General features: G+C 48.7%; 29 protein-coding genes. 9 read left to right on the forward strand and 20 right to left on the reverse strand.

What is annotated here, in order from left to right; translation table 11 throughout:
* The first annotated feature begins 80 nt into the window (after window positions 1–80).
* The 3 genes from ACZ5ZZ_RS17910 to ACZ5ZZ_RS17920 all read left to right on the forward strand — a co-directional run bounded on the left by ACZ5ZZ_RS17910 (window position 81) and on the right by ACZ5ZZ_RS17920 (window position 3,283).
* The gene (locus ACZ5ZZ_RS17910; protein WP_464142795.1) at window positions 81–587 is read left to right on the forward strand and encodes a MerR family transcriptional regulator; all 507 of its coding nucleotides are present in this window, start codon (window positions 81–83) and stop codon (window positions 585–587) included.
* A gap of 97 nt (window positions 588–684) precedes the next feature.
* The gene (locus ACZ5ZZ_RS17915) at window positions 685–2,694 is read left to right on the forward strand and encodes an NHL repeat-containing protein (protein ID WP_464142797.1); all 2,010 of its coding nucleotides are present in this window, start codon (window positions 685–687) and stop codon (window positions 2,692–2,694) included.
* The gene (locus ACZ5ZZ_RS17920; protein WP_464142799.1) at window positions 2,681–3,283 is read left to right on the forward strand and encodes a hypothetical protein; all 603 of its coding nucleotides are present in this window, start codon (window positions 2,681–2,683) and stop codon (window positions 3,281–3,283) included. The genes ACZ5ZZ_RS17915 and ACZ5ZZ_RS17920 overlap by 14 nt, the downstream gene beginning before the upstream one ends.
* A gap of 27 nt (window positions 3,284–3,310) precedes the next feature.
* On the opposite strand, the gene ACZ5ZZ_RS17925 is transcribed toward ACZ5ZZ_RS17920, so the two are convergent.
* Both ACZ5ZZ_RS17925 and ACZ5ZZ_RS17930 read right to left on the reverse strand, forming a co-directional pair.
* Window positions 3,311–4,042 carry a hypothetical protein gene (locus tag ACZ5ZZ_RS17925; protein ID WP_464142803.1) on the reverse strand — a complete coding sequence of 244 codons (732 nt, stop codon included), beginning with the start codon at window positions 4,040–4,042 and terminating at the stop codon, window positions 3,311–3,313.
* Between the two features lie 47 nt (window positions 4,043–4,089).
* Window positions 4,090–4,836: a hypothetical protein gene (locus ACZ5ZZ_RS17930; protein ID WP_464142805.1), complete on the reverse strand. Its 747-nt coding sequence runs from the start codon at window positions 4,834–4,836 to the stop codon at window positions 4,090–4,092.
* A 124-nt stretch (window positions 4,837–4,960) separates the two neighbouring features.
* Here ACZ5ZZ_RS17930 and ACZ5ZZ_RS17935 point away from each other — a divergent pair, with 124 nt between their 5' ends.
* On the forward strand, window positions 4,961–5,674 hold the full coding sequence (locus tag ACZ5ZZ_RS17935) for an endonuclease (protein WP_464142807.1): 714 nt from the start codon (window positions 4,961–4,963) through the stop codon (window positions 5,672–5,674).
* Here ACZ5ZZ_RS17935 and ACZ5ZZ_RS17940 read toward each other — a convergent pair whose 3' ends face one another.
* From ACZ5ZZ_RS17940 to ACZ5ZZ_RS17955, 4 genes are all read right to left on the reverse strand, one after another.
* A complete protein-coding gene (locus ACZ5ZZ_RS17940; RefSeq protein ID WP_464142809.1) occupies window positions 5,675–6,592 on the reverse strand; it encodes a tyrosine-type recombinase/integrase in 918 nt (305 codons plus the stop codon). It lies immediately after the preceding gene.
* A 39-nt stretch (window positions 6,593–6,631) separates the two neighbouring features.
* On the reverse strand, window positions 6,632–7,057 hold the full coding sequence (locus tag ACZ5ZZ_RS17945) for a hypothetical protein (RefSeq protein ID WP_464142813.1): 426 nt from the start codon (window positions 7,055–7,057) through the stop codon (window positions 6,632–6,634).
* 144 nt (window positions 7,058–7,201) lie between these two features.
* A complete protein-coding gene (locus tag ACZ5ZZ_RS17950; protein ID WP_464142817.1) occupies window positions 7,202–8,137 on the reverse strand; it encodes a hypothetical protein in 936 nt (311 codons plus the stop codon).
* Window positions 8,138–8,302: 165 nt separating this feature from the next.
* The gene (locus ACZ5ZZ_RS17955; RefSeq protein WP_464142820.1) at window positions 8,303–8,545 is read right to left on the reverse strand and encodes a hypothetical protein; all 243 of its coding nucleotides are present in this window, start codon (window positions 8,543–8,545) and stop codon (window positions 8,303–8,305) included.
* A 743-nt stretch (window positions 8,546–9,288) separates the two neighbouring features.
* Here ACZ5ZZ_RS17955 and ACZ5ZZ_RS17960 point away from each other — a divergent pair.
* Window positions 9,289–9,774 carry a MerR family transcriptional regulator gene (locus tag ACZ5ZZ_RS17960; RefSeq protein WP_464142822.1) on the forward strand — a complete coding sequence of 162 codons (486 nt, stop codon included), beginning with the start codon at window positions 9,289–9,291 and terminating at the stop codon, window positions 9,772–9,774.
* 26 nt (window positions 9,775–9,800) lie between these two features.
* Here the strand turns inward: ACZ5ZZ_RS17960 and ACZ5ZZ_RS17965 are convergent, their stop codons facing one another.
* From ACZ5ZZ_RS17965 to ACZ5ZZ_RS18005, 9 genes are all read right to left on the reverse strand, one after another.
* Window positions 9,801–10,202, reverse strand: a complete 402-nt coding sequence (locus ACZ5ZZ_RS17965) for a hypothetical protein (RefSeq protein ID WP_464142824.1) — start codon at window positions 10,200–10,202, stop codon at window positions 9,801–9,803.
* A gap of 204 nt (window positions 10,203–10,406) precedes the next feature.
* Window positions 10,407–12,326, reverse strand: a complete 1,920-nt coding sequence (locus ACZ5ZZ_RS17970) for a hypothetical protein (protein WP_464142826.1) — start codon at window positions 12,324–12,326, stop codon at window positions 10,407–10,409.
* Between the two features lie 243 nt (window positions 12,327–12,569).
* Window positions 12,570–13,823, reverse strand: coding sequence for a ParA family protein (locus ACZ5ZZ_RS17975; protein ID WP_464142828.1), 1,254 nt, complete (start codon window positions 13,821–13,823; stop codon window positions 12,570–12,572).
* Between the two features lie 579 nt (window positions 13,824–14,402).
* Complete coding sequence (locus ACZ5ZZ_RS17980; protein WP_464142830.1) at window positions 14,403–15,107, reverse strand: hypothetical protein; 705 nt, start codon at window positions 15,105–15,107, stop codon at window positions 14,403–14,405.
* A gap of 460 nt (window positions 15,108–15,567) precedes the next feature.
* The gene (locus ACZ5ZZ_RS17985) at window positions 15,568–15,777 is read right to left on the reverse strand and encodes a hypothetical protein (RefSeq protein ID WP_464142426.1); all 210 of its coding nucleotides are present in this window, start codon (window positions 15,775–15,777) and stop codon (window positions 15,568–15,570) included.
* 56 nt (window positions 15,778–15,833) lie between these two features.
* On the reverse strand, window positions 15,834–16,004 hold the full coding sequence (locus tag ACZ5ZZ_RS17990) for a hypothetical protein (protein ID WP_464142428.1): 171 nt from the start codon (window positions 16,002–16,004) through the stop codon (window positions 15,834–15,836).
* A 63-nt stretch (window positions 16,005–16,067) separates the two neighbouring features.
* Window positions 16,068–16,286, reverse strand: a complete 219-nt coding sequence (locus ACZ5ZZ_RS17995) for a helix-turn-helix domain-containing protein (protein WP_464142430.1) — start codon at window positions 16,284–16,286, stop codon at window positions 16,068–16,070.
* Window positions 16,287–16,369: 83 nt separating this feature from the next.
* Window positions 16,370–16,906 (reverse strand): hypothetical protein, encoded by a 537-nt coding sequence (locus ACZ5ZZ_RS18000; protein WP_464142432.1) that lies wholly within the window; start codon window positions 16,904–16,906, stop codon window positions 16,370–16,372.
* A gap of 110 nt (window positions 16,907–17,016) precedes the next feature.
* Entirely contained in the window at window positions 17,017–17,631 is a 615-nt protein-coding gene (locus tag ACZ5ZZ_RS18005; protein ID WP_464142434.1) for a hypothetical protein, read from the reverse strand.
* 126 nt (window positions 17,632–17,757) lie between these two features.
* Here ACZ5ZZ_RS18005 and ACZ5ZZ_RS18010 point away from each other — a divergent pair, with 126 nt between their 5' ends.
* A complete protein-coding gene (locus tag ACZ5ZZ_RS18010) occupies window positions 17,758–18,243 on the forward strand; it encodes a hypothetical protein (protein ID WP_464142436.1) in 486 nt (161 codons plus the stop codon).
* A 170-nt stretch (window positions 18,244–18,413) separates the two neighbouring features.
* Window positions 18,414–19,751, forward strand: coding sequence for a hypothetical protein (locus ACZ5ZZ_RS18015; RefSeq protein ID WP_464142438.1), 1,338 nt, complete (start codon window positions 18,414–18,416; stop codon window positions 19,749–19,751).
* Window positions 19,752–19,772: 21 nt separating this feature from the next.
* On the opposite strand, the gene ACZ5ZZ_RS18020 is transcribed toward ACZ5ZZ_RS18015, so the two are convergent.
* Both ACZ5ZZ_RS18020 and ACZ5ZZ_RS18025 read right to left on the reverse strand, forming a co-directional pair.
* Complete coding sequence (locus tag ACZ5ZZ_RS18020) at window positions 19,773–21,134, reverse strand: hypothetical protein (protein WP_464142440.1); 1,362 nt, start codon at window positions 21,132–21,134, stop codon at window positions 19,773–19,775.
* A gap of 127 nt (window positions 21,135–21,261) precedes the next feature.
* Window positions 21,262–21,753 (reverse strand): hypothetical protein, encoded by a 492-nt coding sequence (locus ACZ5ZZ_RS18025; RefSeq protein WP_464142441.1) that lies wholly within the window; start codon window positions 21,751–21,753, stop codon window positions 21,262–21,264.
* A 187-nt stretch (window positions 21,754–21,940) separates the two neighbouring features.
* Here ACZ5ZZ_RS18025 and ACZ5ZZ_RS18030 point away from each other — a divergent pair, with 187 nt between their 5' ends.
* Both ACZ5ZZ_RS18030 and ACZ5ZZ_RS18035 read left to right on the forward strand, forming a co-directional pair.
* The gene (locus ACZ5ZZ_RS18030) at window positions 21,941–22,903 is read left to right on the forward strand and encodes a hypothetical protein (protein ID WP_464142443.1); all 963 of its coding nucleotides are present in this window, start codon (window positions 21,941–21,943) and stop codon (window positions 22,901–22,903) included.
* A gap of 11 nt (window positions 22,904–22,914) precedes the next feature.
* Window positions 22,915–23,379 (forward strand): hypothetical protein, encoded by a 465-nt coding sequence (locus ACZ5ZZ_RS18035; RefSeq protein WP_464142445.1) that lies wholly within the window; start codon window positions 22,915–22,917, stop codon window positions 23,377–23,379.
* A gap of 21 nt (window positions 23,380–23,400) precedes the next feature.
* On the opposite strand, the gene ACZ5ZZ_RS18040 is transcribed toward ACZ5ZZ_RS18035, so the two are convergent.
* From ACZ5ZZ_RS18040 to ACZ5ZZ_RS18050, 3 genes are all read right to left on the reverse strand, one after another.
* Entirely contained in the window at window positions 23,401–24,834 is a 1,434-nt protein-coding gene (locus ACZ5ZZ_RS18040) for a hypothetical protein (RefSeq protein WP_464142447.1), read from the reverse strand.
* A gap of 195 nt (window positions 24,835–25,029) precedes the next feature.
* Complete coding sequence (locus tag ACZ5ZZ_RS18045; RefSeq protein WP_464142449.1) at window positions 25,030–25,272, reverse strand: hypothetical protein; 243 nt, start codon at window positions 25,270–25,272, stop codon at window positions 25,030–25,032.
* A gap of 53 nt (window positions 25,273–25,325) precedes the next feature.
* Window positions 25,326–25,973 carry a hypothetical protein gene (locus ACZ5ZZ_RS18050; RefSeq protein WP_464142451.1) on the reverse strand — a complete coding sequence of 216 codons (648 nt, stop codon included), beginning with the start codon at window positions 25,971–25,973 and terminating at the stop codon, window positions 25,326–25,328.
* Window positions 25,974–26,049 lie beyond the last annotated feature (76 nt).

The following is a 26,049-nucleotide window of genomic DNA, read 5'->3' on the forward strand; positions in this document are numbered from 1 at the left end:
CCTATTTCGATAAATAGCTGGAGGACTGAAGGAGAGCGGTATATAGTCAAAAAGTCCGGTATATTAACAGGGAGATCGTTATGGGATATATCTCGGTAAAAAAGGCAGCAAGAAAACACAACATGCCTCATGACCAAGTTCTTGAGTTGATCAATAAAAACAAGATCAAAATCATCGAGCTTGATGGCGGAATGGCAGTAGAAGAGGACGCATTAAATCAGGTACTCGAGAAAGTCCCTAACCGCAAAATGACCATCGAAGTTTTTGCGGATAAGGTTGGAGTCCACTACTCCACGGTTCTCAAATACATCAAAGAAGGAAAATTGAAATTCACGGAGGACGAAGAGGGTCGCAAGATGATCCCGGCCTCCGAGCTTAAGAAGGTAGCAGCAATCGCGAGCAGAAAATCTCCAAGCTTTTACTACTATCACGGCAACTACATTCACAAGGTCAAGCTGGACGCTACTGTTCACAAGATCTTGTCCGAAGCTGCCGATAATGACCCGGCAAAAATCGAGACTCTGGCAACTGAGCTGTTCAAGGACGCCGTTCTCAACATGCCCAGAAAGCGTCGCGCACTGGCTTAAAATCATTAGAGAAATCCGCCGCCCTTCATCCTTATTTTAAGGACCAGAGGGGGCAAGGCAAGGCGCCTTCCGGTCTATTTATAGACCTGGAGGCGTTATGCTTTTAAGAGTATTGGTCATAACCATTGCCATGATACTCAGTGCCTGTTCTCTTGAAGAGACGGCCACTGGCGGGAGCGACGTTTTCGATCCAAAAAATCCCGGCTCCGGGTCATCTGGAACGATCCTTTCAGTCACAGGAATTCAGGTCGACACCTCCACTCCTAACAAGGTGATTCTGACCTGGAAGAATCCAATCCTCTACGCGTTTACAAATTATAAAATCCACCTCTATAAGCGGCAGTGCTACTACGCCAGCGAAACATGCGTCCTTGATACTCCTACTTCGAACTTCGGTCCCGCAGCGCTGTCGGAAATTTATCAAGGTCAGGGTGAGCTTCATGAAGACACCAAGAACGTGGTTCCGAGCGAGAACTACACGTATTGGTTTTATACCGAGAAAGATGGCGTGTACGGCGGCATGGTCAAAGTTGGCGTAACCACGACCGAGGGAGGATCCTCCGTTGTGATCGCGCCCCCTGAAAGATTCTGGGTCCGCGTCGCGTACACCACAGAAGGTGCCCGAGCCACGCCGGGGAACCCGAGTCCCCCGTTTACTATCTATTCCTTGAGCCCTGGAGCGACGAGCCCAGCTGCCCCTCTCGCTACAACGGGCAAGTGCGCCTCAGGGAAATCCGGATCTTTGCTTTACTGCGCAGACACTCAGAATCACCGTGTGATAATTTATGCAAAACAAGGCGCTCTCGGGTGCGACAGCATCGCGGACAAGTCATCCTTGGAATATCAGCTCTGCGTCTGGTCTTCAGCTGGGGAGCCTTATTCGCCCGTCAATATCATCGGACAACCCAACCAGTACAGCCGACTGACGTGCCAGGAGCACGCGGCTCAAGAAACTATTCATTACGGCACCACAAAGTTTGCCACGCCCACTGACTTCTCAAAGTGTCTCACAAGCCCAACTGATGTTTTCGTTGATGGTGAAAACCTGCTTATTGTTGACTCCGGGAACAATCGTGTTGTTGCCCATAAAGGGCTCCCGGACAGCAAGGCGTGTGACCGAGAAATGCTGTTTGGGTCGACTTCGGTCGACAACTGTGCCGCTGACGTCGTAATTGGACAAAAGGGTTTAGGATCTATCGAAACGTTCGATGTCTCAACCGATGGAGAGGCGTCTCTCAATCAGCCCACCGCGGTGACTGTTGTTGACGGCGATGCTTACGTCTGCGACGGAGGCAATGACCGCATTGTAAGAGTGAAAGAGTACTCCAACCTGGCGTCATGGAACTGCAATGAGTCCACATGGACCGCCTCAAGCCTCTGCAAGTTCTCTTCAGTGCTTGGGCAAAAGACGCTCAAAGACAGGGAAACGTTTGAGACTGCGGGAGTGATTTTTGGTGCCGAATATGCCCAAGACACAATCATTTCCCCAAACAACTTCTTGGCAAGACACTTCAGAAGACCGACGGATATTCATTATGATGACGCAACGGAGAGCTTGCTCGTATCCACATACGAAGACATTTCCATGCACAACAGCTACACCAACACACCGATGCAGCTGAAGGCTAGAATATTGAGTTTTAAGCTCACCATGATGAGCGGAAACTCCCCTTCCTGCAACGCTGCCACGTACGCAACTGGCGGGTGCGACGCAAATACAGTCATTGGCCAAGAGGACGTCAATAAAATTCCTACCTGGGGGCTCAGTAGCGGCACGTATGAATCAAATGTCGGATATGGTCTCGACTATATCTCTTCTATCACAACTGCAAACGGAAACCTTTACGCCGTCCAGCCGAAATCAGGCTCTTACGGCAATAACGTGAAGTACTGGCAGGAGTGGACGAAAATTCCGTACTTCGGGATTCCGTACACCTTCTCGATCACAAATCCAAACGGGGCACAGAACCCAGACAACCCAGAGAAGTCTCTGCCGGCGCTCGGCAGCATATCTGCCATCCATTACGAGCCAAATTCCAGCCGATTCTACGTAACGGACTCAGAAGACAACAAAATCTACGAGGTGAAAGCCTATGAAGATCAATAACCCCAGAAAGACAATAATTACCATGGCCATCTATGCCTTTGTGGCTATCGCAATCGGTTGCAGCGCGGACATTGAAGAGGAGATCAATGGCGATCTGTCAGACATGTGGGGGAAATCCTACAAGGTCGTGGCCACTCGCTCAAATTCAAATGCGCCATGGTATCTCGTGGAGGGGCAGTCATATGTGACATTCACAGGAGAGTACGGGGCAACTGAAGGATCAATGCTCATCAACTTCTCTTCTTACTACGAGCCTCAGTATTGCAATTTTGGCCAGGTCTGTAGCTGCGACGGCAACGTCACTTACGCCATCTCAAATGGCGGAGCCTCGTCGGGCTCAACGGGCGAGCCAGGTAGTGAAGACTACAATGTTTTTGATCCTTATAATCCAGGAACGACTGAAGAAGAGGTTGTTGAAGGGAACGTTCGAGAGGTTATACGTCACTCCATCACTGCAAAACCGACCATCACGAACTTGTCTTCCGGGTGCCCGGCCCAGATCACAAAACCTCTGACGCTTGAAAGATTTGAGAGTGGGCAAGTTATCATTCATGATGGAAACAAGCAAACAGCCCTTAAAAGAATGTAAATTGGGGCGGAATGACCGCCCCACCTTTCACTTCTCAAGCATCCTCTCAAGAGCAGAGGATATTTCCCTGCGAAGAGCTTTCAGATAACCTTCGGCTTCAATTCGGACCTCATGATTTCCATCGGCGAAGGCTTCAATTACAGCTTCGATCTCACGCTCATCTTCCTCGTAGTATGGCGCGCCGTTATGGATACCAAATCGAATCAGATCGGCCCCGTTCAGACCCACGCTTTGATCGCGGAATTCATGAATGACGTAATGAACACCATCATCTTCGTGTCTTGTAACTGTAGCCTCAAGAAAAGCCAACTGCACCAAGTTGTAGATCTTTGCACTAAGACCACGAAGCTTGCTCTCCATGTAGTCTGGAATCACCACTCCGAAGTCACTAACTACATCGTGCGGGAACCTTTTTGTCACTCTCATTGCCCTGGTCAGAACATGAGTGGACATCTGCTCGTGAGACATTGCCATCCTTGACGTCACAAGTCCTTCACCGAAAACCTCTTTGATCCGCTCTGCATAATCCCTTTTTTCCGCCTCATCATGCAGAACCGCCGACGCGCACTTGATTGCCATATCTTCTCTCGCAGCTTGCATTGCGAGCTGAGCCATGGCGTAAAGACTGTGATCACTCATCTTTTTTGCCGCCAGCTCACTGTCGGGCGAAAGACCCCTATCTTGGCACAATCGCTCGTACTCGCTCCGCAAGTCATCTCTTTCCAGCAGGTACTCAGCCACAAGAAACGCTTCTTCCATACGCTCACCTCTCCCATTTGTGAAACATAATCCTTGGCGAGAAAATATCACTCGCCAGCACTAAAACTCTGGTAAAAATCTGGAGTCATCAGGATCTTTTCGAGTTGATTGTCCAGGGCACGAATAAAGTTAAATTTGTTCACGCTGTTCCATTGTACGTTCGACGGCGAGTCTGCACACATGGTGGACTGAACATTAGTGCAGTCCACGGAAAGACCGGTCATCCTTCCTAACTGGCGAGCAACAAGAGCATACATGCCATTCTTCCCTACCCCATCGCAATTCACCGAGCTCTCAAAGCACTCTGCCCGCAAGATCAAATAGAACTGACGCTTGTTTGCCGCATTAATGACAAGCATCGCGTTCCTGTCCACCAGTGATCCGCCATAATTGTCCTGAGCCCACTGGTTAAAAACGTCGGTCGGCCAGATAACGATAAAAGATTTGAAGTCGGACACTCCCTGGGTTTCTCGGACAAACTGCATCTCTGACTCGTCCATCTCCTCAAATTCAAAGTACCCTGCGCCGAGCATCGAGTTTGCAGAGATGTCCTCAAGGGCGGCCCTGAGGTCTTGCTTTTGGAAATAGCCATTGCGCTTCGGATCCTCGTCGGAAAAAGCGAGATAGACTTTTCTATCCATCCATCGCGATGAAACGGCCGTAGATTTGTCCTCTGTATCATCCGCGCATCCCGCAAGACCAAGAACGACGGCCACAATCGCAAGCGCCAAGGCAAGTTGCCAAATGCTGACCATGATCGTTTTTGCCCACATGAGACGACGCTTCTGTTCCATTAAGTCCTCCGTCTATTAAATAGACTGAGGGGGCGCAGGTGAAAAATATTCTCAAACCGAGCCGCCGCGAGATTGTGTTTTTATGTATATACCGTTTGTGGTATATTTGTGATGAGAGGTTTTTATGATCAAGATTCTGATTTTCACAGTCCTGTCTGCTTTTGCAAAGGGTCCTGCCGATTTCGACGATGCGAAACGGATCCTTTCCAAAAACCTCGATCTTTTTGAGAACAAGACCGTGTATTGTGGCTGTGTCGTCAAAGGTAAAAAGGTCGACCTTGCATCGTGCGGCTACAAACCCCAAAAGAACAGTTCCAGATCTACTAAAATGGAATTTGAACACGTCGTGCCGGCTGAGGCATTTGGCCAATCATTTGCGGAATGGAGAAACGGCAGCCCCAAGTGTTTCAAAAAAGGGAAAAAGATGAGCAATCGCAAGTGCGCCGGCACAAACCCGCTGTTCGCAAAGATGGAGGGGGATGTGTACAACCTGTTTCCAGAAATTGGCGAGCTGAATATGCTGCGATCAAACTACTCGATGGCTCAATTATCTGGAGCCTCGGGAAAGTTCGGAAAGTGTGCGGTTAAATTGGAGGATAAAAAATTTGAACCCAGCGACTCTGCCAAAGGTGTTGTTGCAAGAACCTACATGCACATGGAAGCGCGATACCCTGGGCGCGGTATCATATCTTCCAAGAACGAAAAACTCTTTCAGGCCTGGGACAAGATGTTCCCATTAACCAAGCAAGAGTGCAAACGCTGGGAAAAGCTTAAGGCCATAACAGGCCAGGCGCATGCACTGTCCTCTCGCTGCAAAGGCTCATTAGCTTCCAGGTAATCACTCAATATCTGGAAGAAAGTGAGCGTTTGATTTCTTTGGTTTCAGATTCAGGTATTGCCCGGTGGACGAGATATCAGAATGCCCAAGGGTATTCTTCACCACATCAATGGGCGCCCCATTTTCAACCGCATGGGCGGCGGAAGAATGGCGGAACCTGTGCGGATGAGCCGGGCGAGCAATTTTGGCTTTAACCCCTGCCCCGACCAGCACCCTGTAAATTGCCGAAGTGGTAAGAGGCTCTCGATCCCCTTTTTGGGAAATAAACAAGGGGTCCCCACTTTTAAGCCCCATGTCCCGGATATAGGAAAGAAGCCTTTTTCCAAGACTCTCCGTAACCGCCACCCCTCTGACTTTAGACCCTTTTCCAACGACCCACATCGTCCCGCCGTTCTCGGAGGGCACGAAGCTGCTGACTTTCAAAGAACAAAGCTCGGCCACTCTCAGGCCCAGGTGATAAGCCACATCAACGAGCATTTCGTCACGCGGGCTTAACTTCTCATCTTTTGGTGTTTTACGTTCTTTTAAGACACTCTTGATTGATGCGATCTCCTCGATCGACATCACTTTTTCGTGGAGTCTGCTTGGAACTTTTTCGTTTTTGATGAGTCGGCAAGGGTTTTTTGCCATAACATCTGTCTGAACGCAGTACTCAAAAAATGAAGAAAGGACCAATTTCTCAGTGTTCCTCGATGATGGCTTGCTTTGATTTTTGTGCTTCAGAAAGACTGTGACGTGGGCTGTTGTGACATTTCTTACTGCCAGCTTCGGGTAAAACTGAAAAAACTCCCGGAGCACTCTTTTGTAATACCTGACAGTAGACTTGGACTTGCCATAGAGCCAAGTGCCAATAGCTGTGGTTTCATCAACTCTGCTCGGATTCTCTACCGGTAATATTCTTTCAACCAGGTCGCCCATGAAACAAATTTCCCCGAGGGCGACTCTCAAGTCAAAGCATTATTTCAAGTTTTGCACCTGTTTAAGAAGCCAGGAATCAATGCTAGAGCCAGTTTCAGACAAGTATTTCTCAAGCTTCCGCTTCTCTTCGCGCGGCAGTCTGACCATGAAGCTTATTTCATTCACGTCGATACCTTCGCTTTCGGCGTATCTGTCAAGAACATCTCTGTGAATGAGTTTTGTCCCGTCATCCATCTCTATCACATCGTCGCGAAAGACGGACTTAAACTTCTCGGCTGCTGCGGTCTTAGATATTCCCAGGATCTCGGCCACCTCTAAGATCGAATGGTGCAGCTGGGTCAACTCCTCTTCTTCCTTGCTCACCAAGAAGCCTTCAAGAGGAAGATTGGCCCCGGCGCTGTCGCGAATCGCTTCTGCTTCGCGCTTAAGGACGTAGTAATTGCGCCCGAAATTGACTCGGCTCACGAATTTGCCCTCCCTTTGAAGTTGCACGATTCTTGGGTACGATCTCCCAATTATTTCGGCAGCCTTTTCAAGTGAGACCCACAGATCCGATATTTTTGGAGTTCTTGTGCTTTCCATAAACCAGCCCTTCCTGAGCCAACTATCTTAGTTGGCGTGACAGGAAATGGAAGGAGAATTTAGAATAGTTGTACTTCCATTGCACAGGAAGATCTTTGAGGCATCAGCAGAGCCGGGGTTTTCCACTGTCACGTCATCAATGACGGTGCCAACAGAGTTGTACACGACAAACATGTCGCTTCCGCTCACGGTCAAGGAAGAGATGGTTGCGCCAGTGCCTGTCTCGGACACTTGGAATCTTCCAGAAATGGTCTTGCCGTTACCGTACAAGTTTCCAGTGAAAGGAACATAATTTGACTCATTGTCCATCACACCAAAGAACACTGTCCCACTGGAGATAATGATATCTTTAGCGATCATGAAGTTCTCTGACATCAGTTCAGTTTTGCCGCTCCAAACAAGACTTTTTAGCTCATTCTCGGTGCAAACCACATTGTACATCTCGCCGTTAAGTTCTGTCTGAACAAACAGTTCCCCTTGCTGCTTAGATTCTGCACAAATCTCCCATTGAATCAGGGAAAGCTTTGCTTGGTTCACAATCGTATCACCGGGAGTTGCGCCATTCTCGTATTTCACGAAAGACAGCATGAAAGAAACCGCTGAAGAGTCCTCGGGATTGATCGTCGCTACATAGTTGTCACCGTCACGAACAAAATCGTTAATGGTCAGCGTCTGAAGAGGCTTCATAACGCAACTTACACAAAGAGGGATCAATTGGATGTTCCACTCACCCGCAATGTCATACGGCTGGCCGTTGGTCCCGCGAGGTGACACCGTGATAATCAAAGGTTGCCCGTCTTTCATGTACGAAGTATTGGCAGTCACCGTGCTCTGTGACCAACTCAACGAGGAAGTCTGGCCGCCATTGCCGCCGCCATCGGAAACCGAACTTCCGCCGCCCCCGCCGGAGCAGGCGATCATTAGTGAGGAAAGAAGACTGATTGCAAGAAGTTTGGTTTTCATGGGGACCTCCTGGGTTACAAAGACAGAATACTATTTTACAGGCAACTTGCCAATAAAATAATGCCAAAGCGTCTCAAAGCGAGAAACGCACAAATCCAAGGTGTCGAAATAGGCTACCGAAGATCCTGACCAATCGCAATTTTGTTTATCTGAGCCGGACTCAGATCAGATTTTACCCCCATAACCAGTTCTCCGGCCCTTATTAGATTGAGCGGGAGGGTATTTTTTGGGACGCCCGCCATTTTCAAGATTTTCAAGAAATTCGTCCAAGTGCTCCGAATCCAGTCCCGCTCCGGCTACCCGAAGTGATTCGGCGTTCTTCTTTTCTTTAGCGCGATTTGAGAAAAAACGGACGATTCCCACGATCACCCCTACCGTACAAAATATCAATCCCAGTAAGATCTCCACGCTACCCCCTTTTTATCGAAGGCGATTGAGGCCCGCGCCAACCAACCGCCATCAATAAATAGACCGATTTACTCGAAGCAATCTCTGCACCCCGGACATCTCCCGACAGGCCCTTCGGATTGAGAAAATTCCCTTTTCAGGGGAAAACCGCACCCTGCCAGGCAGATGCGCGTCGACAGCTTTGATCGCGCCTGCATACATGGCTGGTGCATGCAGGCATAGATGGACTGCCCAATTCCACCAACGTTCACCAACATGTTTCCGCAGCAGCTGCACAAAAGTCTCTTTTTCATAGTTTCTCCTTTGGACCGCCCAGGTCCTTAAAATGAGGCCTGATTGCCCCACCCTTGAAAATAACCTCTCCTTTACACTTCTCTTTTGCGCACCTTCTTTACGCAATCAGTACCGGGCACACCCTGGAGCGGTTAGGAAAAAATGAGGTTTTTGTGCGGGCTTTGAAGGAGATTTTAAAAAACGCATGAATAGACGTATAATCATGCGTTTATTGCCGGACCCCGAACCGCACAAAAATTTGGAACTTTTGGAACTTTTTAGAGGTCCGGCGAACCTATCACCTTTATTAGCGCGTTTCCCTAAATTGGGTCGTCATTGACCTATTTTAGGGGGAATAGCTGTCCACCGCCTTCCGAAGGTATCTCTTGATCATTTCCTCGGCGTCTTCGTATTATGAAGACGAAATGCTCAACCTTTCGGTTCGCATTCACCGAAAGCGGGACTGGCGCATGAAAAGAAAACCTTCGATATTCCACTACCCGATTGTTCTAAAGCAAACGCGAGAATACCTGGCAGTCACCTGTCCGGATCTCGGTGTAACTGTGGTTGAACCTTTCCCAAAGGATGGCAAGCTATCGGCTCAATTTATGGTCAGGGTTGGTATCACCGTAGGCAAAACCTGGGCGAAAATGGCCGGAGAGCTGAAAAGAATTGAGGCAGCAAAGCTGCCATATCCAGAGCCGAGCTTCATCAAATACGCTACTGCCAAGCATTCCGATTGGCTTTCCGTACCAGAGTTAGCCAAGCTTTCTGGAGACTCCAAAAACACAATCCGTAGAGCGATAGATCGTGGCGACCTGGAAGCCGAAAAAAGCCCCGGCGGGCACCGCTCAATCCCCGTCCTTGCAGCAAAAGCTTACCTTAAAGAGGTTCACGGGCTGGATTGGGACCCGTACACGCCAAAAAACGAAAAAGAGCCCCTTGCGGAGCCCTGATCCCGACAACCATTGCTTTACAGCGCTCAGCCTGCCTTTTTGCGACGTAACTCGTTTTCGATCTGCATGACCACACGGGCAACAGCGTGATCTTCGCCACTCTTTAACAACTGCAAGGGCGACTTTCCCCCAAGCTCCTTGTTTTCCGCCCGGATCCAATTTTTGCGTTTGATCCCAGTCTCTTTGAGTTTTTCGAGCTGGACCTGGACCCTGAACAGGCGGGCGATAGCTTGGTCTTTTTGCGTCAAATACAAATGAACCGTCACGCCGCCTCGCCGACGCCATTCAGACATCTCCCACTCGCTCACCCCAGTAATGTCGCGCAGATCATCGTCTGAAAGCCGCCACTCTTTTTGTATTTGAAGAACTGCCAAATAAATTGAACGGGAAGTCAGCCCGTGATTCATGGGTTCGCGATTGCTCAGCATTTGGTTCTCCTTCAGTGAGAACCAATAAATAGATCGCGGACATGTGAGGGGAGAGATATATCATTTACGATATATTATGTTGCGCCTTCGCGACTCTTGAGTGAGTTGCTACCGGGAGATCTGAAAAGGGGCTCTCGCCCCCTTCCCAATAATCATGCGTTTTTATAAAAAAGAGCCTGAGCCAAGCGTCAACAAAAAGCGCGCTTAAACCGCACCAAAGGTTTGCTTGTACGTTTCTCGGAGAGCGGCCTTATAAACTTGAGAATCAATCGGTGCATGCGCTGTTGGCGCATAGACTGCCCTCTTCTCTTGTTCGGATGCGGAAGCAAACCACGCTTCAAACTTTTCCTCGGACTCGCGCTCCCTCTGCTGCTCCTTTGCCTTTCGAACCAGCTCCATCTCCAGGCGAGTTTTTTCAGCGTTGGCCAGGAACTCTGCCTCTACTGCCAACTCCTCCTTCGTCATGAATGAAAGAATGGGAGAGGCGCCATCATTAACCGCAAATTCTTGCAGTTTCCTACAGAACAGACCAACTGGACTCCCTATCTGGTCCTGAGCTTGCGTTACAAACCAGGACGTGTACCGAGAAATGAAATCCTGCACTTGCTCGGGAGTTAATTTTTCTTGAACCGCTTTCTTGATCTTAGAATTCACCAAACTCGGACTAATTGGGTGAACGCTGCTGAAATCAAGGTCATTAAACCATGACAGAGGCGGCTTTTCCGGCTCAGAAGCCACACTCGACAGAAGATGAGGCGCCTGTGGCATTTTGCCTGACAAAACCATTTGCCGCTGATGCACAAGATCCTTGTAGACAGTCTCATTGAGCTTGTACTTCGTCCATCCGCCTTTGCCGTCCTTGTAGGTATCACGAGAGATTACGCCCTTTTTGCACATGCGCTTAATAGACGAAATCGCCGTGCCCTCGTTAATACCGGTGGATTTGGCCAGCTGCCCAATCACGATTGGAGGGGTCACCAGAGAATTTGCCCAGATGCACAAGTCGAACATGTAATCCAAGATCACACGCTGCGATCCGCTCACAGTAGCGACATCCACCGGATCATTTGATTCAGGCACGACTCTCTTATCTTGTGGATTGAGCCCAGTGCGCTGAATTTTTTGCTCCTTAAGCTGCCCCAACAGACCATCAACTGGGACACTCATGTTTGAAGCGAATCTGCGCCCCACTTCTCCCAACACAACCTGCCCCGACTTTGCCCCGACTTTCGAAGCGCCGCCCGAGGCTTTTTGATCCGACTTTGCCCCGACTTTAATTTCGGCATCAGGGGGAAGTGTCTTTTGATGATCTTCAATCGAGACCTTCTCTTGCCCCGACTTCGCACCGACTTTATTGAATTGCTCAGCCACAGAGCGCGAATGGTATGCCCTGACTTTGCTCCGACTTTGCTCCGACTTTAACATATTAGAGTCGAGATCTTTCGATTGCTCACCATGAGTGTTTTCGGTGGAGAGTTGCCCCGACTTTGCCCCGACTTTCGATTCATCAGCGAACACGGCCTGATCCGACTTTGCACTGACTTTCGTGAGACCTAATTCACTTCCACTAGCTTCCTTCTCAATGCTAAATTCGTGCCCCGACTTTGCTCCGACTTTGTGGGCCTCTAATTGAATAGAAACGGCAGGGGAGCGTTTTGTGCTCTGACTTTGCCCCGACTTTGGCGTTTGCTCGGAAACCTGAAAATCCAAAGAAGAGCGGCTCTCATTTGAGACAATCTTGGAAGAACCTTGGGCCACATAATCGGAAGCAGTGACTGAAACTTGCTCTGACTTTGTCCCGACTTTATTAGATTCTTCTGTCGTGTCAGGAAGGTCTTTCTTGATTTCGAAATGTGTAAACTCCGCCCCGACTTTGCCCCGACTTTCCTCATGCTGAGGCGCAGACTCTGGTGCGGATGTGTGCTCCGACTTTGCACCGACTTTGGCATCTTCAGAAGACTGGGGGAGTGATCGGACTGCGTCACCTTGTCCCGACTTTGCCCCGACTTCAAGTATTGATAAGTCCTGAGAAGCGCCCTGACTTTGCTCCGACTTTTCCGATGTTCCACGCGCATGTTCCACGGCGGGGCTTGAGGTCGAATTCTTGACCTCATCAAGCTGCACTGACTTTGCACCGACTTCAACATTTCCGCCAGCGGGCTGAGCGCCCTGACTTTGCTCCGACTTTGCGGGCGTTCCACGGGATTGTTCCACGGGCGCTGGGTCGTTGCCAGTCTGGCGATACTTGGCTGTCAAATCAGCGTACTTCCTCAAAGCACCAAGGCCAGACTTGTTAACAGGCCTTCCTGTTGAGTTTTCGGTCCTATTCTTTTTAAGCTCTTCCGCATCAGAATCTAGAAGTCCCAATTAAGCCTCCAGCTCTTGACTGTCCGGGAACACAAGGTGTGTCAACGGAACGTCTAAGATCTCATGCATTACTGCCCAGAAGTAGTTGGTAAACTCTTTCGCTTGAGGTACGCCAGACTTAAAGTCCTTGCCGTACTTCGTAGCTGCCACAAAAACTGGTTCACGAGCTTCTGAACAGCGGTCGATAATGGCACCATTAGGGAATACCGCTTCAGAGAGTTGGACGTCGGTTCTGTCAAAATAGATGTCCTGAAGCTTCGCTAACGCTTTAATCTTGATGTTCTCGCGTTTAAACTTGTTTGGAACGACTAAAATCTTTTCCCAATCAAATCCAGGATGGATAGAAGCAAGTCTCTTGAGGAAGTCCTCGTTTCGTCTCATCGTCTTCAAGCACTTAGCTTCAAGCTCCAGCGGGATAATGATTCTGTTTGAGGCAAATAAGGCATTCACGTTGCACGTCTCAATATTTGGCGGGCAATCGAACAGTATGAAGTCGTATTGATGTTTAATTTGATCAATAACGTCTTTGATCATATACAAAATAGCTGGCTTAACATTCCCATCATCATCCATCTTATCCTCAAGAGGGAGGCGATTAAGGCTGTAGTTGATCTCACCCAAATCCAAATCTGCCGGAATGACGTGCAGGCTAGGGGAGATCTTCTTTACGACCGCTTCGAACGGCAATTTCCGGTATGGAGATTCGTGACCATCCTGTAGCTTCCAGTCCATCAACTCGGCAATAGTAGGATCAAGCTCAGCATCTTCAGTTACAAGGTCAGCAAATTTAACGTTCAACCCAAACAAACTTGTCACGTCAGATTGGCTATCGAGGTCAATAACAAGAACGCGACCTACAAGTGACAACATGGACCCTAAGTGCTGCGTAAATGCCGACTTTCCAACCCCACCTTTTTGAGAAAAGATCGAGATCACTTCAGCAACATTTTTTTTGGTAAAGCTAACACCGCGTTTTTTAAGCACGGCCTGAACGTCTGTTACGCGATACGTCACAACTTCCAATCCGCCGTGACGGACCTTTTGCGGGTGAATCAAACCTTCATTTTCGTACTTCACTAAAGTGTTGGTACTCAAACCGCAGATGCCCTCCATCAACTTTCTGGAAATAAGGGGATCGTAAGAGCTAATAGGCGCCGTTTCAGCGGCACGAGTTTCAACGACCACGGGCTTTTGAGTGCTGTTGCTTTTGTTGATTGGGTTCATGGACAATTCAGTCTCAACGTTCGCGTTCATGACGTCTTTCCTATCTTGATAGGGTTTCTTATGAAATCGTATCGAAACTTCATCAATTGTCAAATCTATTACAACAACTAAAGTTTGGTGCTCTAGAGTTGCAGCGTGAAATCGAATCTCTGACCCATCGCGTTTTATTCGTGCAAAGTCGGGGCAACAGTGAGCTTATTAGAAAGAAAGAAAATAAATATTTTTTTCTATCTATCTATCTAGAGAGTTTTTGAACCGACTTGTGACCCGACTTAAAACTTGAAAGATCTATTGAGGAAGAATTGAGCAGAGATTGAGTTCGAAAAAAAAGCATTTTGCGCCCCAGGTTTGGATCCGACTTTGCCCTGAGTGTGTCCCCACTTCGCACCGACTTCGCTCCGACTAAAGAGAATTGCGACGTAAACTTTGCCCTGAGTATGACCTGAGTTTGCACCCACTATGAGCCCGACTTTGTCCCGACTTTATCGGCGTGTTACCAGGGGGCTTCTATTGAGAAATTGGTTCTGGAGCGACGGAATAAGGCAGCGTTAAGAAAAGAAGGTCGAATTAATCGACCTTCCTCCATATACCGATAGTCTAACTATCTAGCTATTCGTAATCTGCCCTGACAACATCAAGACCAACTAGCGGCGACCCGCCGGGGAGCGGAATCGTGCGCCAAGTTTGCGTCATAACAGCGCCAGTACCATCAGTGCAGGTTTCGTCTTGCATGTGCGACAATGCGTTGAAAGGGGTCGTGATTTTCCCGGTATCAAGATCTGGGAGGAGATAAGTGCCGTTAGCCCCATGGCCAACAGAGCTGATCATTCCCAGAACCTCGGTATTGTAATCCATATACGAGTCACCGTTAGCGAAACGCGCTTCGCCAGTGCAACCAGCTCCCGAGTACACTACTGTCAGGGAGAAAGTCCCTCCCGCCGTCGTGCCGATTGCTTGTGCTCGCAATGGATTATTTGGAGCCTCTGACAGCCTGTTTACATAGATGCCACTGGCAAGACGGAATACTGGATCACTGACCCCGCGAGTTGCAACCACTTGACCGCTTGAGTTTTTGTAAAGAATTTTCGCATCAGAGGAGGCCATCGCCTTTGCCACAACCTTTCCTCCTTCGACGGCCAGCACGGATCCTTCAGCCGCCGCAGCGACGCTCAATTTTGACAGCGGCATCGCTCCGTCGGCGATTTCTGTAGCGTCCTTGCCGTCTTTTCCAGCGGGACCGGCGGATCCAGTTGACCCATCTTTGCAGGCGACAAGACCAAAACAAGCAAGTGAAACAAGCAAAAGCTTCATCATTTATTTCCTCCGTATCCTCTGCGCAATGTTTGCGCAACCGTCTATAAATAGACGGGAGGTTCAATGTCATCTTTTGCAAGTCCCGATTACTTGGGAGTCCAAATAAAGCTTAATTGGACCGACCTCAAAGCGCGTACGGTTGGAGAATTTACGGCAATCGTTAGGGTCTCCGACAGCAAGCCAGAATCCTACTAACCCCACGGTCGCCAAAGCAAACATCCAGACAATCACTTTATTCACGGGACACCTCCTGAAATCTATATGCTTTTAAAATCGTCCGCCTACCTGTTTAATGGGTTGACCCGGAAAATGAGTAAAAGAAGGTGCTTAAGAGCCTTTATTTTGATTTGAACAGAATATTAGAAGGGGAGGGCGTTGTGAACGCCGCCCTGGTGCGGGTGTTGGATAGACTGTGTTGTGAGGGTTAACGAAATTTGCGGAATATTAGGAATTTTGCTAGTTATGATGCTTTTCGCACTCTCTTTTTTTGTTCGGCTTCCGCCAATCCGGCTCGGATACCATCGAGAATAGTTTTTGCGGATTCAGCCATCTCAGCAATCGTATCTCCAGCCGGCTTTGGAAAATTCAAATCCGGACCAAGAATTTTGCCGTAGAATTTTCCGTCGGAAACTTCAACCATAACGACGCAGTCAGAAACCTGTAAAAACATTAGACCCTCTTAAACAAAAAATTGATTCAAAGGATGATGAACATGAGTTCCTTGCGCTAACGCTCTCTCAAGGAGATAACACCCTTTCTTTCGAGAGTGATCAGACCAACAAAGATCGAAATAATCGGGCGATCAAGGTAGCAGGAATAATACAGCGCCTGTTCGAATCTGACATCGTCCTTGCCGTCATGCATACCGTGCTTCTCAATGATCTCTTTGCGTGTCATTTCACCTTACCTCCGGTCGCGCATTAACTCAAACCGCGAAATCTTTCAGTCGGAGATTGAGTTTTATTGAACATCGACTCTGACTTCTTCAGTGTCCTTCACAAAAACAACCTGCACTTTGTACCCGCAAGCTGAAGCGAGACGAATCAAACTCTTTAAAGTGATCGAGCGATTTTCGAATCTTTTCTCGTATGCTGTCACATTGCTTTGGCGCAGACCAACGAGGTCAGCAACTTTTTCCGCGGTAAGGTTTGCTTTCTGTCTCAATGCTTTTAAAACCATAAAATAGCCTCCTGAAAACAATAATAAACCATATACCGAAAAAAGAATATATACCGTTTAAAGAATATCAGAACGAGACAAAATTACATCTTTTTGTAGAGAATTCTCACAAGCTGAAGTCTCTTGCCTTCTCTGATAGCTCTTTTGAGCTGGCTCCGTCTCCTTTTAGAGAGGTGCCTTGATGCGTCAGCGTAGTACTCATAAACAGTAAGATCAAAAAGCGCATCGTCGATGACCTCTTTCTCTGAAACGGACTTCAGGTCCAGCATCTTCCAGATTGAGTGCATGCGCTCGATGTCTCTTTTCTCGAGTTGGTAAATAGCTCTGCGGGTCTCTGCGGGCATCGTTCTGCAATCCTCACCGGCGTGCTTGAAGGCTTTTTTGAAAACGTGATCACGACCAAAGAGCTTGTCGCCGTGCGCGTGCGCCACTTCATGGATCAGCGCTTTGACGATATCTTTTTGCGACCATTTTTTCTGAATATTGATTGTGACGAGTTTTGAATCGTAGTCATAAGTTCCGGCATCATCGCTTGTCTTCCGACGAATGATCACTCGAACGCCGAGAGACTTTGCAAAATCACGAAGCTTCTTGATGTCTTGTAGGATTGCCTTTTTCATGAGTCACCTCCCGCTCATGAGTTAAATGGCATCAAACACAATTCCCGAAACCCGTGAGATTTCGGGCTTCTTCAACATGTCTTTTAAAGAATATACCGTTTAAGGTATAACTATATTGAATCTGGGGTCGAAACTTCTTCCTCGATCACTCCGCAAGAGCCGTCTCTTTTGAGAACGTGCGTGAGCTTATGGAGCTTTTTTCCGGATATGGCAGAGAGATAAGACTGGCCAAGCCCCGAATTTTCAAAGAGTTCGCGAACATATTCGGTAAGTCGGCTTTGATAAAGGGTTGGATCCAGGATTCGCGGGTACATGATGGAATCAGGAACCCCCAAAGTTGCTTGTTCAATGTGGTCGCGCCACAGATTGCAATGGCCGAGCTCGTGGTTGATGGTGATTTCCGCCTCGGTGTCATTCATGGTAATCCAGGCGTCGGGACGAACAAGAATAAATTTGCTCACGACCCTGTTGCCGCTTTTATACATCACGCAAGCTGCAATAACGTCCTCGTCAGCCTGCTCAATGGAGTCGAACGCAATCGGAGTATCATCTCCCGATAAATCCACGTTAAGCACCTGGTAGCCGTAGTTGAAAAACCTGAGTTTGTAGTCGCGGAAAGTAGGGTCATCAGTAACAGTCGGGGCCGACGGGGTGCCTGCGATATTTGTGGGAGAACATCCGGATAGAGCCATTGCCAGTATTGCACCAATGATGATCATTTTCATAGAACCTCCCAGGGCCGACTATTCTATAAATAGTCAGGCGAAGGCGTCGCCATTGAGCTGATTGTGAGCAGAATCCATAATTTTCAAGCATTTAGAGGGGAGGTCAGCTTGGTCTATTTATCCCTCATGGAACGAGCAGAAGGTCAGCGGGCTTTGACCCGCCAAGAGAAGTTTGAGAAGTACACCCGGCGCTTTAGGAAGATAATGGTAGAGATGCTGGCAACAAAAAGGGTGAGTCAGGAGAAAATTTCTGATCTTTTTGGCGTTCTTGAGGATCTCTTCCCAGACGAGATGAAGAGGATGAGCAACAACCTTAAGTTGCCACAGCGACTCGGCAGTCACCAAAAGCGTCTTCAGCCATACCTGAATTCAGTCGACTCATACGACATTGATCTCAAAAGAGGCTTTATGGTCATCCGTTTTGACAATGGCGACGTTCATACTTTGAGACTCGGGTCTTTGCGCGAGATCACCAAGCGAAGTCTCGAAATAAAGGAAGATCACCCAGACTTCTTCTTCGCGATGGGTTTTCTTGTTGCACACGGAATTGACTCCATCCTTCTTTGGAAGGGAGTTGAAGACTATCTCGACAGCTATTCAGGAGGTTTTTAATGAAACTCAACCCCATCAGCCATCTTTTGCCAGAGGTGCCGAGAAAAGAAATTTCCTTGAAGAGCTACATGAACCGAATCGAATCGGGGGATTGGGACGATCGCTTCGTGTTCGGTATCCTTGATAAGACAGAAGACTATCACAGCGTTGATCTGGTGAAAGACCCTGGCGTGGCCTTTATCGGCGGAATGGGATCCGGAAAGTCTGTCAGCGGAAGATTTTCTGTATCGAACCACATGATGGTCAATGGTCATAAAACCGTCTACTTCATGATAGACATTGAAAAGGGGATGACTGACTACAAGATGTGTTTCGATCACCCGTCAGCAATCCCGATAATCAAGGACCCAGAAAAGACGGCGGCCGCTTTCGATCTCATCTACGCCCAGAGTGTTGCAAGGGGCACTGAATTCTACCGAGTAGGTGCGCAAAACATCTACGACTACGAGAGAATCAAAAAGGACCCTTCTTCGCCTCACTATGACCCTAATTTCACTCACTTGGCCAGAATTCTTGTCGTTATCGAGGAGTTCGGGATGCTCATGCTGAGCAAAATCATGGACTTTGATAAAAATCGCGACAAGGAAGGCACGATGGCAAACCAATTCATCCTGATGCAGAAAGTGGCCAGAGCGTACGGAATCTCTTTTGTGCTGCTCACCCAGCGTGCAACGTATGATGATATCCCAAGCGTACTAAAGACAGGCATCTCTTCATGGTTGGTTTTCAAGGTCAACAATCCGGGCGACGCCTCGGCTGCGGGGATGCCTCACGCGGAACAAATCATGACGGGGCAAAATGGACGTTGCGCAGTTGAAAAAGGGTTCATGCAATTCCCTTTCCTGAATTATCAAACCGAGAATCTGTTACGACATTACCGAAAGCCTTTCAAGGCAACCCTCTTAGGGATCACTCTCGAAGAGCTGAAAACAGGACTTATGGGATCTGGGTCAGATGGCCTTGCTCGCATTAAGCCGCTCGCTAAAGTCCTATCCACTTTCGATCAGTTCAACCTAAAAACCGTGGCCGACCGTGTTTTAAGCCTCTTTGGTTTCGTCACCTCGCCTCAAGGGAACCCGAGCCTTGTGGCAGATCTGATTGCTGAGAAGGATGGAGAAAGATACGCCGTCGTTTTGAACAAGGCTGTTAAAAGCAGTTTTGACGGCAGCTCCGATAAAGGGAAAAACCCAGAAGCTCTTGAGGACGCCCTCTCAATTCTCAAGGTCAACAAAGTCATCTCGATCAACTTCTCTGGAAACGATCCAATGAAGAACCTGGTTGCAAAGGTGGGCGGATATTCCGTTTCAACCGAAGAGCTCAAACGCATCGGAGAAATGACCGACAACAAGGCGGCCTTTTCAAGTGAGGAAGAGTACAAGGCGCTGTTCGATAAGCTGACTTTAAGCAAGCCGCCTCACCAGCCAGGCGGGTCAGAAACGAAGCCCTTAATGAAGGGGCGAATCAACAAAGACGATGAGAGTCTCGACGATCTGTTTAAGAGAATTTAAGGCCCCCTCAGGGGGCCTTTTTTAATTGCCGATCAAAGAGCAGGAGATATTGCCGGACCAGGCCACGTCATCGCCATTGGCGCCATCGCGAATCGACAGGCGCAAGGCTGAAGCGGCGGACGAGCTGTGAGACACGATCGGTGAGCCGGCAATGGTAGTCCCAGAGGACTGGGAGATTGTTAGCGCAGGGTCTGTTGCAATGGCGTATTTGTTTGAGTAGGCAAGGATTGATCCGTCCACCTGGTTTTTTCCCACGACATCGAGCGTGCAGATGTAAGAGGCGCCGCCAATGAGGTTCAACGTGATCCCAGAAGAGTCGGGTGAAAGGGTCACCCAGCCAGCGCCAGACCCTTTAAGAGGCACAGACAGTGTCTGCGTTCGCTTTGCCCCGGTCGGTCCCGAGGAGACAGCATGCTCATAAGCGTTCTTGGTTACAGCCCCTTGGCCGGAGATGACAACAGACCCTTTTCCTTCGGCAATATTGCCCGATCCGCCAATCATGACGGTCTCGGCAGCGGCGGACGTATTGGAGGGGGCTGCAATCGAAATTCTGTCGCCATTTGCCGGAATCTTAACAAACCCGTCATCAACATAGCTTTTATTCGCCGCCTCGTCGCCTTGGACAGGCGTTGAAAGGCCGTGCAGCTTTTGGCCGTTCATTCCAAGACTTCCCGAAAGAACACCGCCCGTCATCGGCAATTTGTCCGAGTCCAGCACACTTACACAAGTCATGGATCCTGCAACAGCACTTAAGGCCTGGTTAGCGGTACAAACAGGAAGCTCAGATTTGGCGAAAGACTTCACGGACCCGTCAGTGACGTTTGCGCATGAGAAAGAAGTTCCGTCGGCGGACAGGGCTTGAGAAGGCCCGCAAACCGGAAGAGTCTGCTTCGCGAAGCTCATCACGCTGTTGTCAGAGACCTGAGTGCAAGTAAACATGCCTTGAGCGTCGAAAGTCAGCTGCTGGCCTGCCGAGCAGACTGGAGGAGCAACCGTAGCAAATGGCTGCACGTTGGCCGAACCGTCCTTCACCTCGATGACAAAGCTGTAGGATTGCTCGCCAGCTTGAGCTGTGGAAACGAGGACTCGGTACACGGCAGAGGTTTTGAGAGTGAAGTTTGAGCCAACGGGGCGCAACCCAACTGTGCCGCGACTTTTGTTGGCAACCTTTACAGGGACTTCGGTTTGGTCTTCAAATAACCGAATATTAGTAGAGCCTCGGGAAAGCATCTTGCCAACAACGATTTCACCACTTTCCTGTGAAATCCCCACTTTTTGAGAATCAGCGCAGTCAACAAGGCACCCCACCGAAGGAGAAATGTCGGTGCATGCGGCAGTCAGTAAAGAAATGGCTATGGCAAAGGTAACGTTCAAGATTTTCATAGGGCCTCCTACTGATCGGCCTTTGAAGTTCACTTGTTTAGTATATAAATAGTTCGACCGGGTCTGGAATGCCCGGTCTCAAAATAGAACGAAATATGCACCAGAAACTGGATGGTATATACCAGTTTTAGAATTCGAACGCGATGCCGCCGTACACCTGCTGATAGTTTGATTTGTCGCCATTTATTGGCGCGCCGAGATCCCCGAGCTTTAGACCCATTTTAAGTATAGCTGGGCGAGCAACATAGCGCTCTAATTCAACCGCTAAGTTGTATTGCGCCCCGTACGAACCATTGTCCTGATGGCTTCTTAGCCCGAAGCCGCCAATCAGATTGATCGAGTTTTTTCCGCGCTCAAAGACCGTGGCTCCCAACTCAAGTGAGTACAGGTTGATGTTCTCACCGGCTGGGTCAGTCATACTGGTCATCGAAACGCCGGTAATGCTCGCTCCGTCATGAGAGCGAATTGTCATGGTCGACGTGGCCATTGACTCTTCTCCCAAAGTTGTTGTCGCCCAGGTAACTTCAACTGAAGACCATCGGGGCCGAAGTTTTGCCTCTTGGGCTTCGACCACGAGCGAAAATGCGAGAAATGAAAAAATAAGAACAAATATCTTCATAACAACCTCACCATCATCTTTAGGATGAAACGACTCGCGGGAGGCGCAGGCGGGGCCTATATTTTAAGCAGCTTTCGGGGTATCCACTTAACAAGATTCAGTTTTTCCTTGTATCATTTGGATACATATTCCATTTTTGTGTGGATATACCGAAACTGTTAGGACATTCTATGTTCGGAGGTTGGACGTGAAAGAACTACAAAAAGAATTCGGTGTGAGAGCTACTCTTCTAAGAAAGGCTGTTGAAAGATTCGGAGAGGAAGAGGTAAGAACCAAACTGATGTCGGCCAAAGAGGTGTATTCCAAAGAAGGCATCTTGGAAAATGGCCTAAAGAAGTATCTGGATACGGTTCTTAAAAACATGATGCTCACCTACGAACCAAAAACAAGAGATGAACTTTTTGTTATGGTTTATGAGCGCATGAAAAATATCGAGTTCGATCACGAGATGGTTCAGGCGGTTGAAAAGAAAGTGTCAGAGTATCTTGCTGACGAGCACCTTTCACCGGAAGATCGCAGATTTGAAAACGTCAACCATTTCGTAAGCAGCTGCGTAGCCTGGATTCTGGGCCGCTACCGATACACACAAGCAAAAGCGGCAGACACGGTTCATGAAATCGGGAAGTGGGCTGCACTAACTGGTGGCCAGTGCCACGACAGCCAGCGTTCCGATCACTTCGTGTTTGCTCCAGGATTTAGCGACAGTGATGTTCAAGACCTTAAAGAAACCGTCATCAGTGAACTTCCTGACGATCAAAGCAGAAGCACTTTGCTTCTTCTGATCGACGGGGTTCTGCAAATGAGTGCCGTGCAGTCTAATCAGGACTTCGTAACGTACCTGCGATTTGCCGCAAGAAGAATTCCAGCTATCAGATCATTCTTCTTTGGTGAGTGCTTCCAGGCTGACACGATCAAGGCCCCTAAAGCCAAAGAACAAGATAAGAAGGAGTTCGCTCCACTTTTCCAGTATCGTGCCATCGACGGAAAGTTTGGCGGTTCTGTGAAATTCGTCCATAACGAAGAAGAGGTCGTTTTGACATCCATGATCGTTGGGACACTGGATGAAGTAAAGGCGGATCTGGTGGCTTTGATGAATTGTCACAGAAATGGGAAGAGTTCCGAACTTTCTCGTTTGAAGCTGGCAGCGTAGGAGACGTAGCGATGGGAACGCTGAAAATTGATCTGCCGTTCAAGGGAGCGCAGGACGAGCAAAACGAAAACCTGTCCCGAGAAATCATGGAGCTTCTCCTGAGCATAGAGGACATTGACTCACTGATGGAAATTTTGCCTCCTTGGATTGGCCTGATTGTGGAGAAGATTGGCCAGATGGGGCTTATCCCGGAATTTGAGGAGTTTTATAGGCAGATGGTGGACACCGCCGGTATGGACCCGTCGGAGTACGGGGGGTACTCGGAAGAGGAGAGGGTTGTGATCGCGGCCATGTCGCTTCTGACCTCATATCACGAGGCATCTTGGAGCAATAATCAGGAAGCCCTTGATTACCTTGGGCCGGAGATCACCAGGTTTATCTCTGATCCGCTCGACGTGGTTCCCGCGTTTATTCTGCGGTCAATGAGATCGCAGCTTGAAGCAATCCTGAGTTTCGAAAAACAAATGGGGGCGTGAGCCCCCGATCTTTTTTGTGAACTAATTTTTTCGACACATGAAGTGCCACACAAGTCTTTCAGCAATAGTGTCCTCCAGAATATATGCCGACGCAGCTGAATAACCCGTCGGACAAGTTACTCCTGTTGCCCTGCCTGCGCTGCAACCAGTCGCGATCAGCGCAGTTCCGTTGCAAGGGACGGAGGATGACCCATTATAGTCATATTGCGGAGATCCGCCTCCACTAGAGTTACAAGAGATCAAACGAGAGCCACAAATAGTACCAGAAGGAACCGTAGGGGGAGTTGGAGCCTGACTCACCCAGGTGCTTCCGTTTGAAGTAAGCAAGTTTCCCGCGGATCCAGGAGCGACAGAGTTGAGGGCAGACCCACCGTTTCCAAGAAGGACAGAATTCGCGGTGTGAGATGTGCGCCCGGTTCCGCCATTGGCAACATTCACCACGCCATTGACGTTTTGAGAGTTTCCGGAAATATCTCCAGTAAGGTCGGCCGCGGAACTGATCCCGATTGATGCCCACGAGGGTCCCAAGTCATAGAATATCTTTCGAGTATCAGTCGAAATGTACACACGGCCAGGCTGCCCAGCCGAAGGCCTGGCTGATTCAGGGCCTGCTTGTAAAGATTCAACGTCGCCTTCGTTTTTCACTCTACCTTCAATGGCTGAAGCATCAGCTTTTGTGTCCAAGACATATTGAAGGCCAGAAACCTCGGCAATGTTGACGCTGATGTTTTGGCAAATGTGTTTGTTGAGAGGACTGCTGAAGGCGATTACCTGCCCAGATGTGCAATCTGAAAAGTCGATTTTGTCTGAATCGAGTTTCCCATCAAGCTTTAAGCGAAGAGATGATGCGAAGTCAGTCTCTTGAATCTCAGTCTTCGTAGCTAGGGGACCAAGGGCAGAAGTGTCGGCCTTTTGGTCAATCTTGTTCTTTAAGGAAGTGGCCAAGTCGGTTTCAGCAACAAACGTCTTTGTTGCAAGGGTCTGAAGACCAAGATTTGCACGAGCTTGAGCAAAATCACTTAGATCCGCGAGATTCAAAGCTTTGTCCAGTTTGTTGAACGCATTTCCGTCCACATTCTCCGCATCTGAAACTTTCAAATAGTGAGGCGAGTTGCCACTGATGGTCGCAGAAATGTCGGTGGCGATACTTGAAAACCACTCAAGGGTCCCTTGAGTCACCCCGTTCTGCGCTCGAATGAAACCTGAGGCGCCGATGCCTTCAAGTTCTTTGGCGTTAATTGCGGCGGGCACAACAGGAACCGTAAAGTGGCCAACGTCTACAAAGTTTCCGGATTCAATAAATGAAACGTGAAGTTTTATTTTGCCGCTGCTGATCACTGAGGGGCCGACCTCGCAAGAGTACTCCTTGTTTGCAAACACGTTTAATCCGTTAGCCTGATAGTGCCTTGTTCCTGAGCCAACATCGACATTAAAAAGTCCCGAGGAGCCTGTCATGTCAACCGTCTTTGATTCCCTGTACAGGACACATGAAGGATTCTCTTCCGGAACTAGAGAGAGCGTGAAAGTAACAGATGGCGACTCGAGAGGTTGCCCACTTGGTGACTTAATCCTTCCAGAGAAGGAAAATGCAAGACAGATGTTCGGAATCATAAGAATTAGCAAAATCAAACTTCTCATATCTCTATCCCCTTATTGAACAGCTGCTTCAATCACATACCCATTCGCTGAGCGAATTGAGCTATTTTGCCGGGTAGCTGCTGCTTCTACTATATAACCGCCAGACGTCGTTTTAATCTCATGTGACGTAAATGGAGACATCGGCAGGGCATCATCTTTTGGAATAGCTGGAACTGGAGTCTCAAGTGCCCGATCAGCCTCCGGGGCACAGCCAACCAAAACTGTCATAATGGTCGTCAGAACGATGTTTCTCACCCAGCCCTCCTTGCTCATGCACATAAATAGCCGCAGAGGGGAAGGGGGGGGTATTATGACTGAATTTGCAAAAGGTTCTTTTTGACGAGTCTGGCACTGATAAACTTCACCAGGTCAACATTTCTCGGGACAGCGGACAGGTAAGTTGCCCCGTTCGTTGCGCAGCTCACGACATTCTTCAAGTGAGTCGCATCGAACATTTTTTTGGTCAAAGAATCCTGATCCTTCGTTTTAAAGCTGTCCAAGCTCTCAACCATCTTCTTCGCCTTCTCTTTGACCGTGATGATATACACCGGCATTATGTAAAAGGCGTGCTGGTTCTCGCTAGAGAGGACCGGATAAACAAGCTCAGAGGGGGAGATATAGTCCATACTGTCTGACTTGTACCCCTGGGGAGTGTCGCGGAAGATGTTGGCAAACTTTTGCTCAAAATGTTTTTTCAGCGCGTCTCCGGCAGCGTAGTAAGAGGCGTCGTAGCCCTTTGTGGCGTAGAATTCCCCAATTGAGAAGAATCGGTCCGCGGTATAAATTTGAAAGTCGTCCTTGAAGGCGCAGATGTTTCTTACGAAACTTCTGACTGCCGCACCAATATCGACAGCGTCGACCTTCAGGTTGTCTACAAACAGGACATTATCCTTCGTGTTATCAAACGCCAAAATCAAATCAATTCTGTGGGCAGCAAGACCAAGCACCATTTTCACTTCCTTATACTCGTAGGATGAAGGAGAAGGGGCCGTCAGCGACCCGAAATTGGCTCGCAATTAACGGGCCGTTTCG

It is taken from the genome of Bdellovibrio sp. HM001 (assembly GCF_055397275.1).

Excerpts from the sequence above, each read along its gene's own strand:
- ACZ5ZZ_RS17930 (WP_464142805.1), bottom strand. The coding sequence starts at position 4,836 with ATGGAACAGAAGCGTCGTCTCATGTGGGCAAAAACGATCATGGTCAGC.
- ACZ5ZZ_RS18025 (WP_464142441.1), bottom strand. The coding sequence starts at position 21,753 with ATGAAGATATTTGTTCTTATTTTTTCATTTCTCGCATTTTCGCTCGTG.
- ACZ5ZZ_RS17935 (WP_464142807.1), top strand. The coding sequence starts at position 4,961 with ATGATCAAGATTCTGATTTTCACAGTCCTGTCTGCTTTTGCAAAGGGT.
- ACZ5ZZ_RS17975 (WP_464142828.1), bottom strand. The coding sequence starts at position 13,823 with ATGAACGCGAACGTTGAGACTGAATTGTCCATGAACCCAATCAACAAA.
- ACZ5ZZ_RS17995 (WP_464142430.1), bottom strand. The coding sequence starts at position 16,286 with ATGGTTTTAAAAGCATTGAGACAGAAAGCAAACCTTACCGCGGAAAAA.
- ACZ5ZZ_RS17915 (WP_464142797.1), top strand. The coding sequence starts at position 685 with ATGCTTTTAAGAGTATTGGTCATAACCATTGCCATGATACTCAGTGCC.
- ACZ5ZZ_RS17950 (WP_464142817.1), bottom strand. The coding sequence starts at position 8,137 with ATGAAAACCAAACTTCTTGCAATCAGTCTTCTTTCCTCACTAATGATC.
- ACZ5ZZ_RS17925 (WP_464142803.1), bottom strand. The coding sequence starts at position 4,042 with ATGGAAGAAGCGTTTCTTGTGGCTGAGTACCTGCTGGAAAGAGATGAC.
- ACZ5ZZ_RS17985 (WP_464142426.1), bottom strand. The coding sequence starts at position 15,777 with ATGTTTTTACAGGTTTCTGACTGCGTCGTTATGGTTGAAGTTTCCGAC.
- ACZ5ZZ_RS17910 (WP_464142795.1), top strand. The coding sequence starts at position 81 with ATGGGATATATCTCGGTAAAAAAGGCAGCAAGAAAACACAACATGCCT.
- ACZ5ZZ_RS17920 (WP_464142799.1), top strand. The coding sequence starts at position 2,681 with ATGAAGATCAATAACCCCAGAAAGACAATAATTACCATGGCCATCTAT.
- ACZ5ZZ_RS18020 (WP_464142440.1), bottom strand. The coding sequence starts at position 21,134 with ATGAAAATCTTGAACGTTACCTTTGCCATAGCCATTTCTTTACTGACT.
- ACZ5ZZ_RS18035 (WP_464142445.1), top strand. The coding sequence starts at position 22,915 with ATGGGAACGCTGAAAATTGATCTGCCGTTCAAGGGAGCGCAGGACGAG.
- ACZ5ZZ_RS17965 (WP_464142824.1), bottom strand. The coding sequence starts at position 10,202 with ATGCTGAGCAATCGCGAACCCATGAATCACGGGCTGACTTCCCGTTCA.
- ACZ5ZZ_RS17960 (WP_464142822.1), top strand. The coding sequence starts at position 9,289 with ATGAAAAGAAAACCTTCGATATTCCACTACCCGATTGTTCTAAAGCAA.
- ACZ5ZZ_RS18040 (WP_464142447.1), bottom strand. The coding sequence starts at position 24,834 with ATGACAGGCTCCTCGGGACTTTTTAATGTCGATGTTGGCTCAGGAACA.
- ACZ5ZZ_RS18010 (WP_464142436.1), top strand. The coding sequence starts at position 17,758 with ATGGAACGAGCAGAAGGTCAGCGGGCTTTGACCCGCCAAGAGAAGTTT.
- ACZ5ZZ_RS18000 (WP_464142432.1), bottom strand. The coding sequence starts at position 16,906 with ATGAAAAAGGCAATCCTACAAGACATCAAGAAGCTTCGTGATTTTGCA.
- ACZ5ZZ_RS17990 (WP_464142428.1), bottom strand. The coding sequence starts at position 16,004 with ATGACACGCAAAGAGATCATTGAGAAGCACGGTATGCATGACGGCAAG.
- ACZ5ZZ_RS17980 (WP_464142830.1), bottom strand. The coding sequence starts at position 15,107 with ATGATGAAGCTTTTGCTTGTTTCACTTGCTTGTTTTGGTCTTGTCGCC.
- ACZ5ZZ_RS18005 (WP_464142434.1), bottom strand. The coding sequence starts at position 17,631 with ATGAAAATGATCATCATTGGTGCAATACTGGCAATGGCTCTATCCGGA.
- ACZ5ZZ_RS17940 (WP_464142809.1), bottom strand. The coding sequence starts at position 6,592 with ATGGGCGACCTGGTTGAAAGAATATTACCGGTAGAGAATCCGAGCAGA.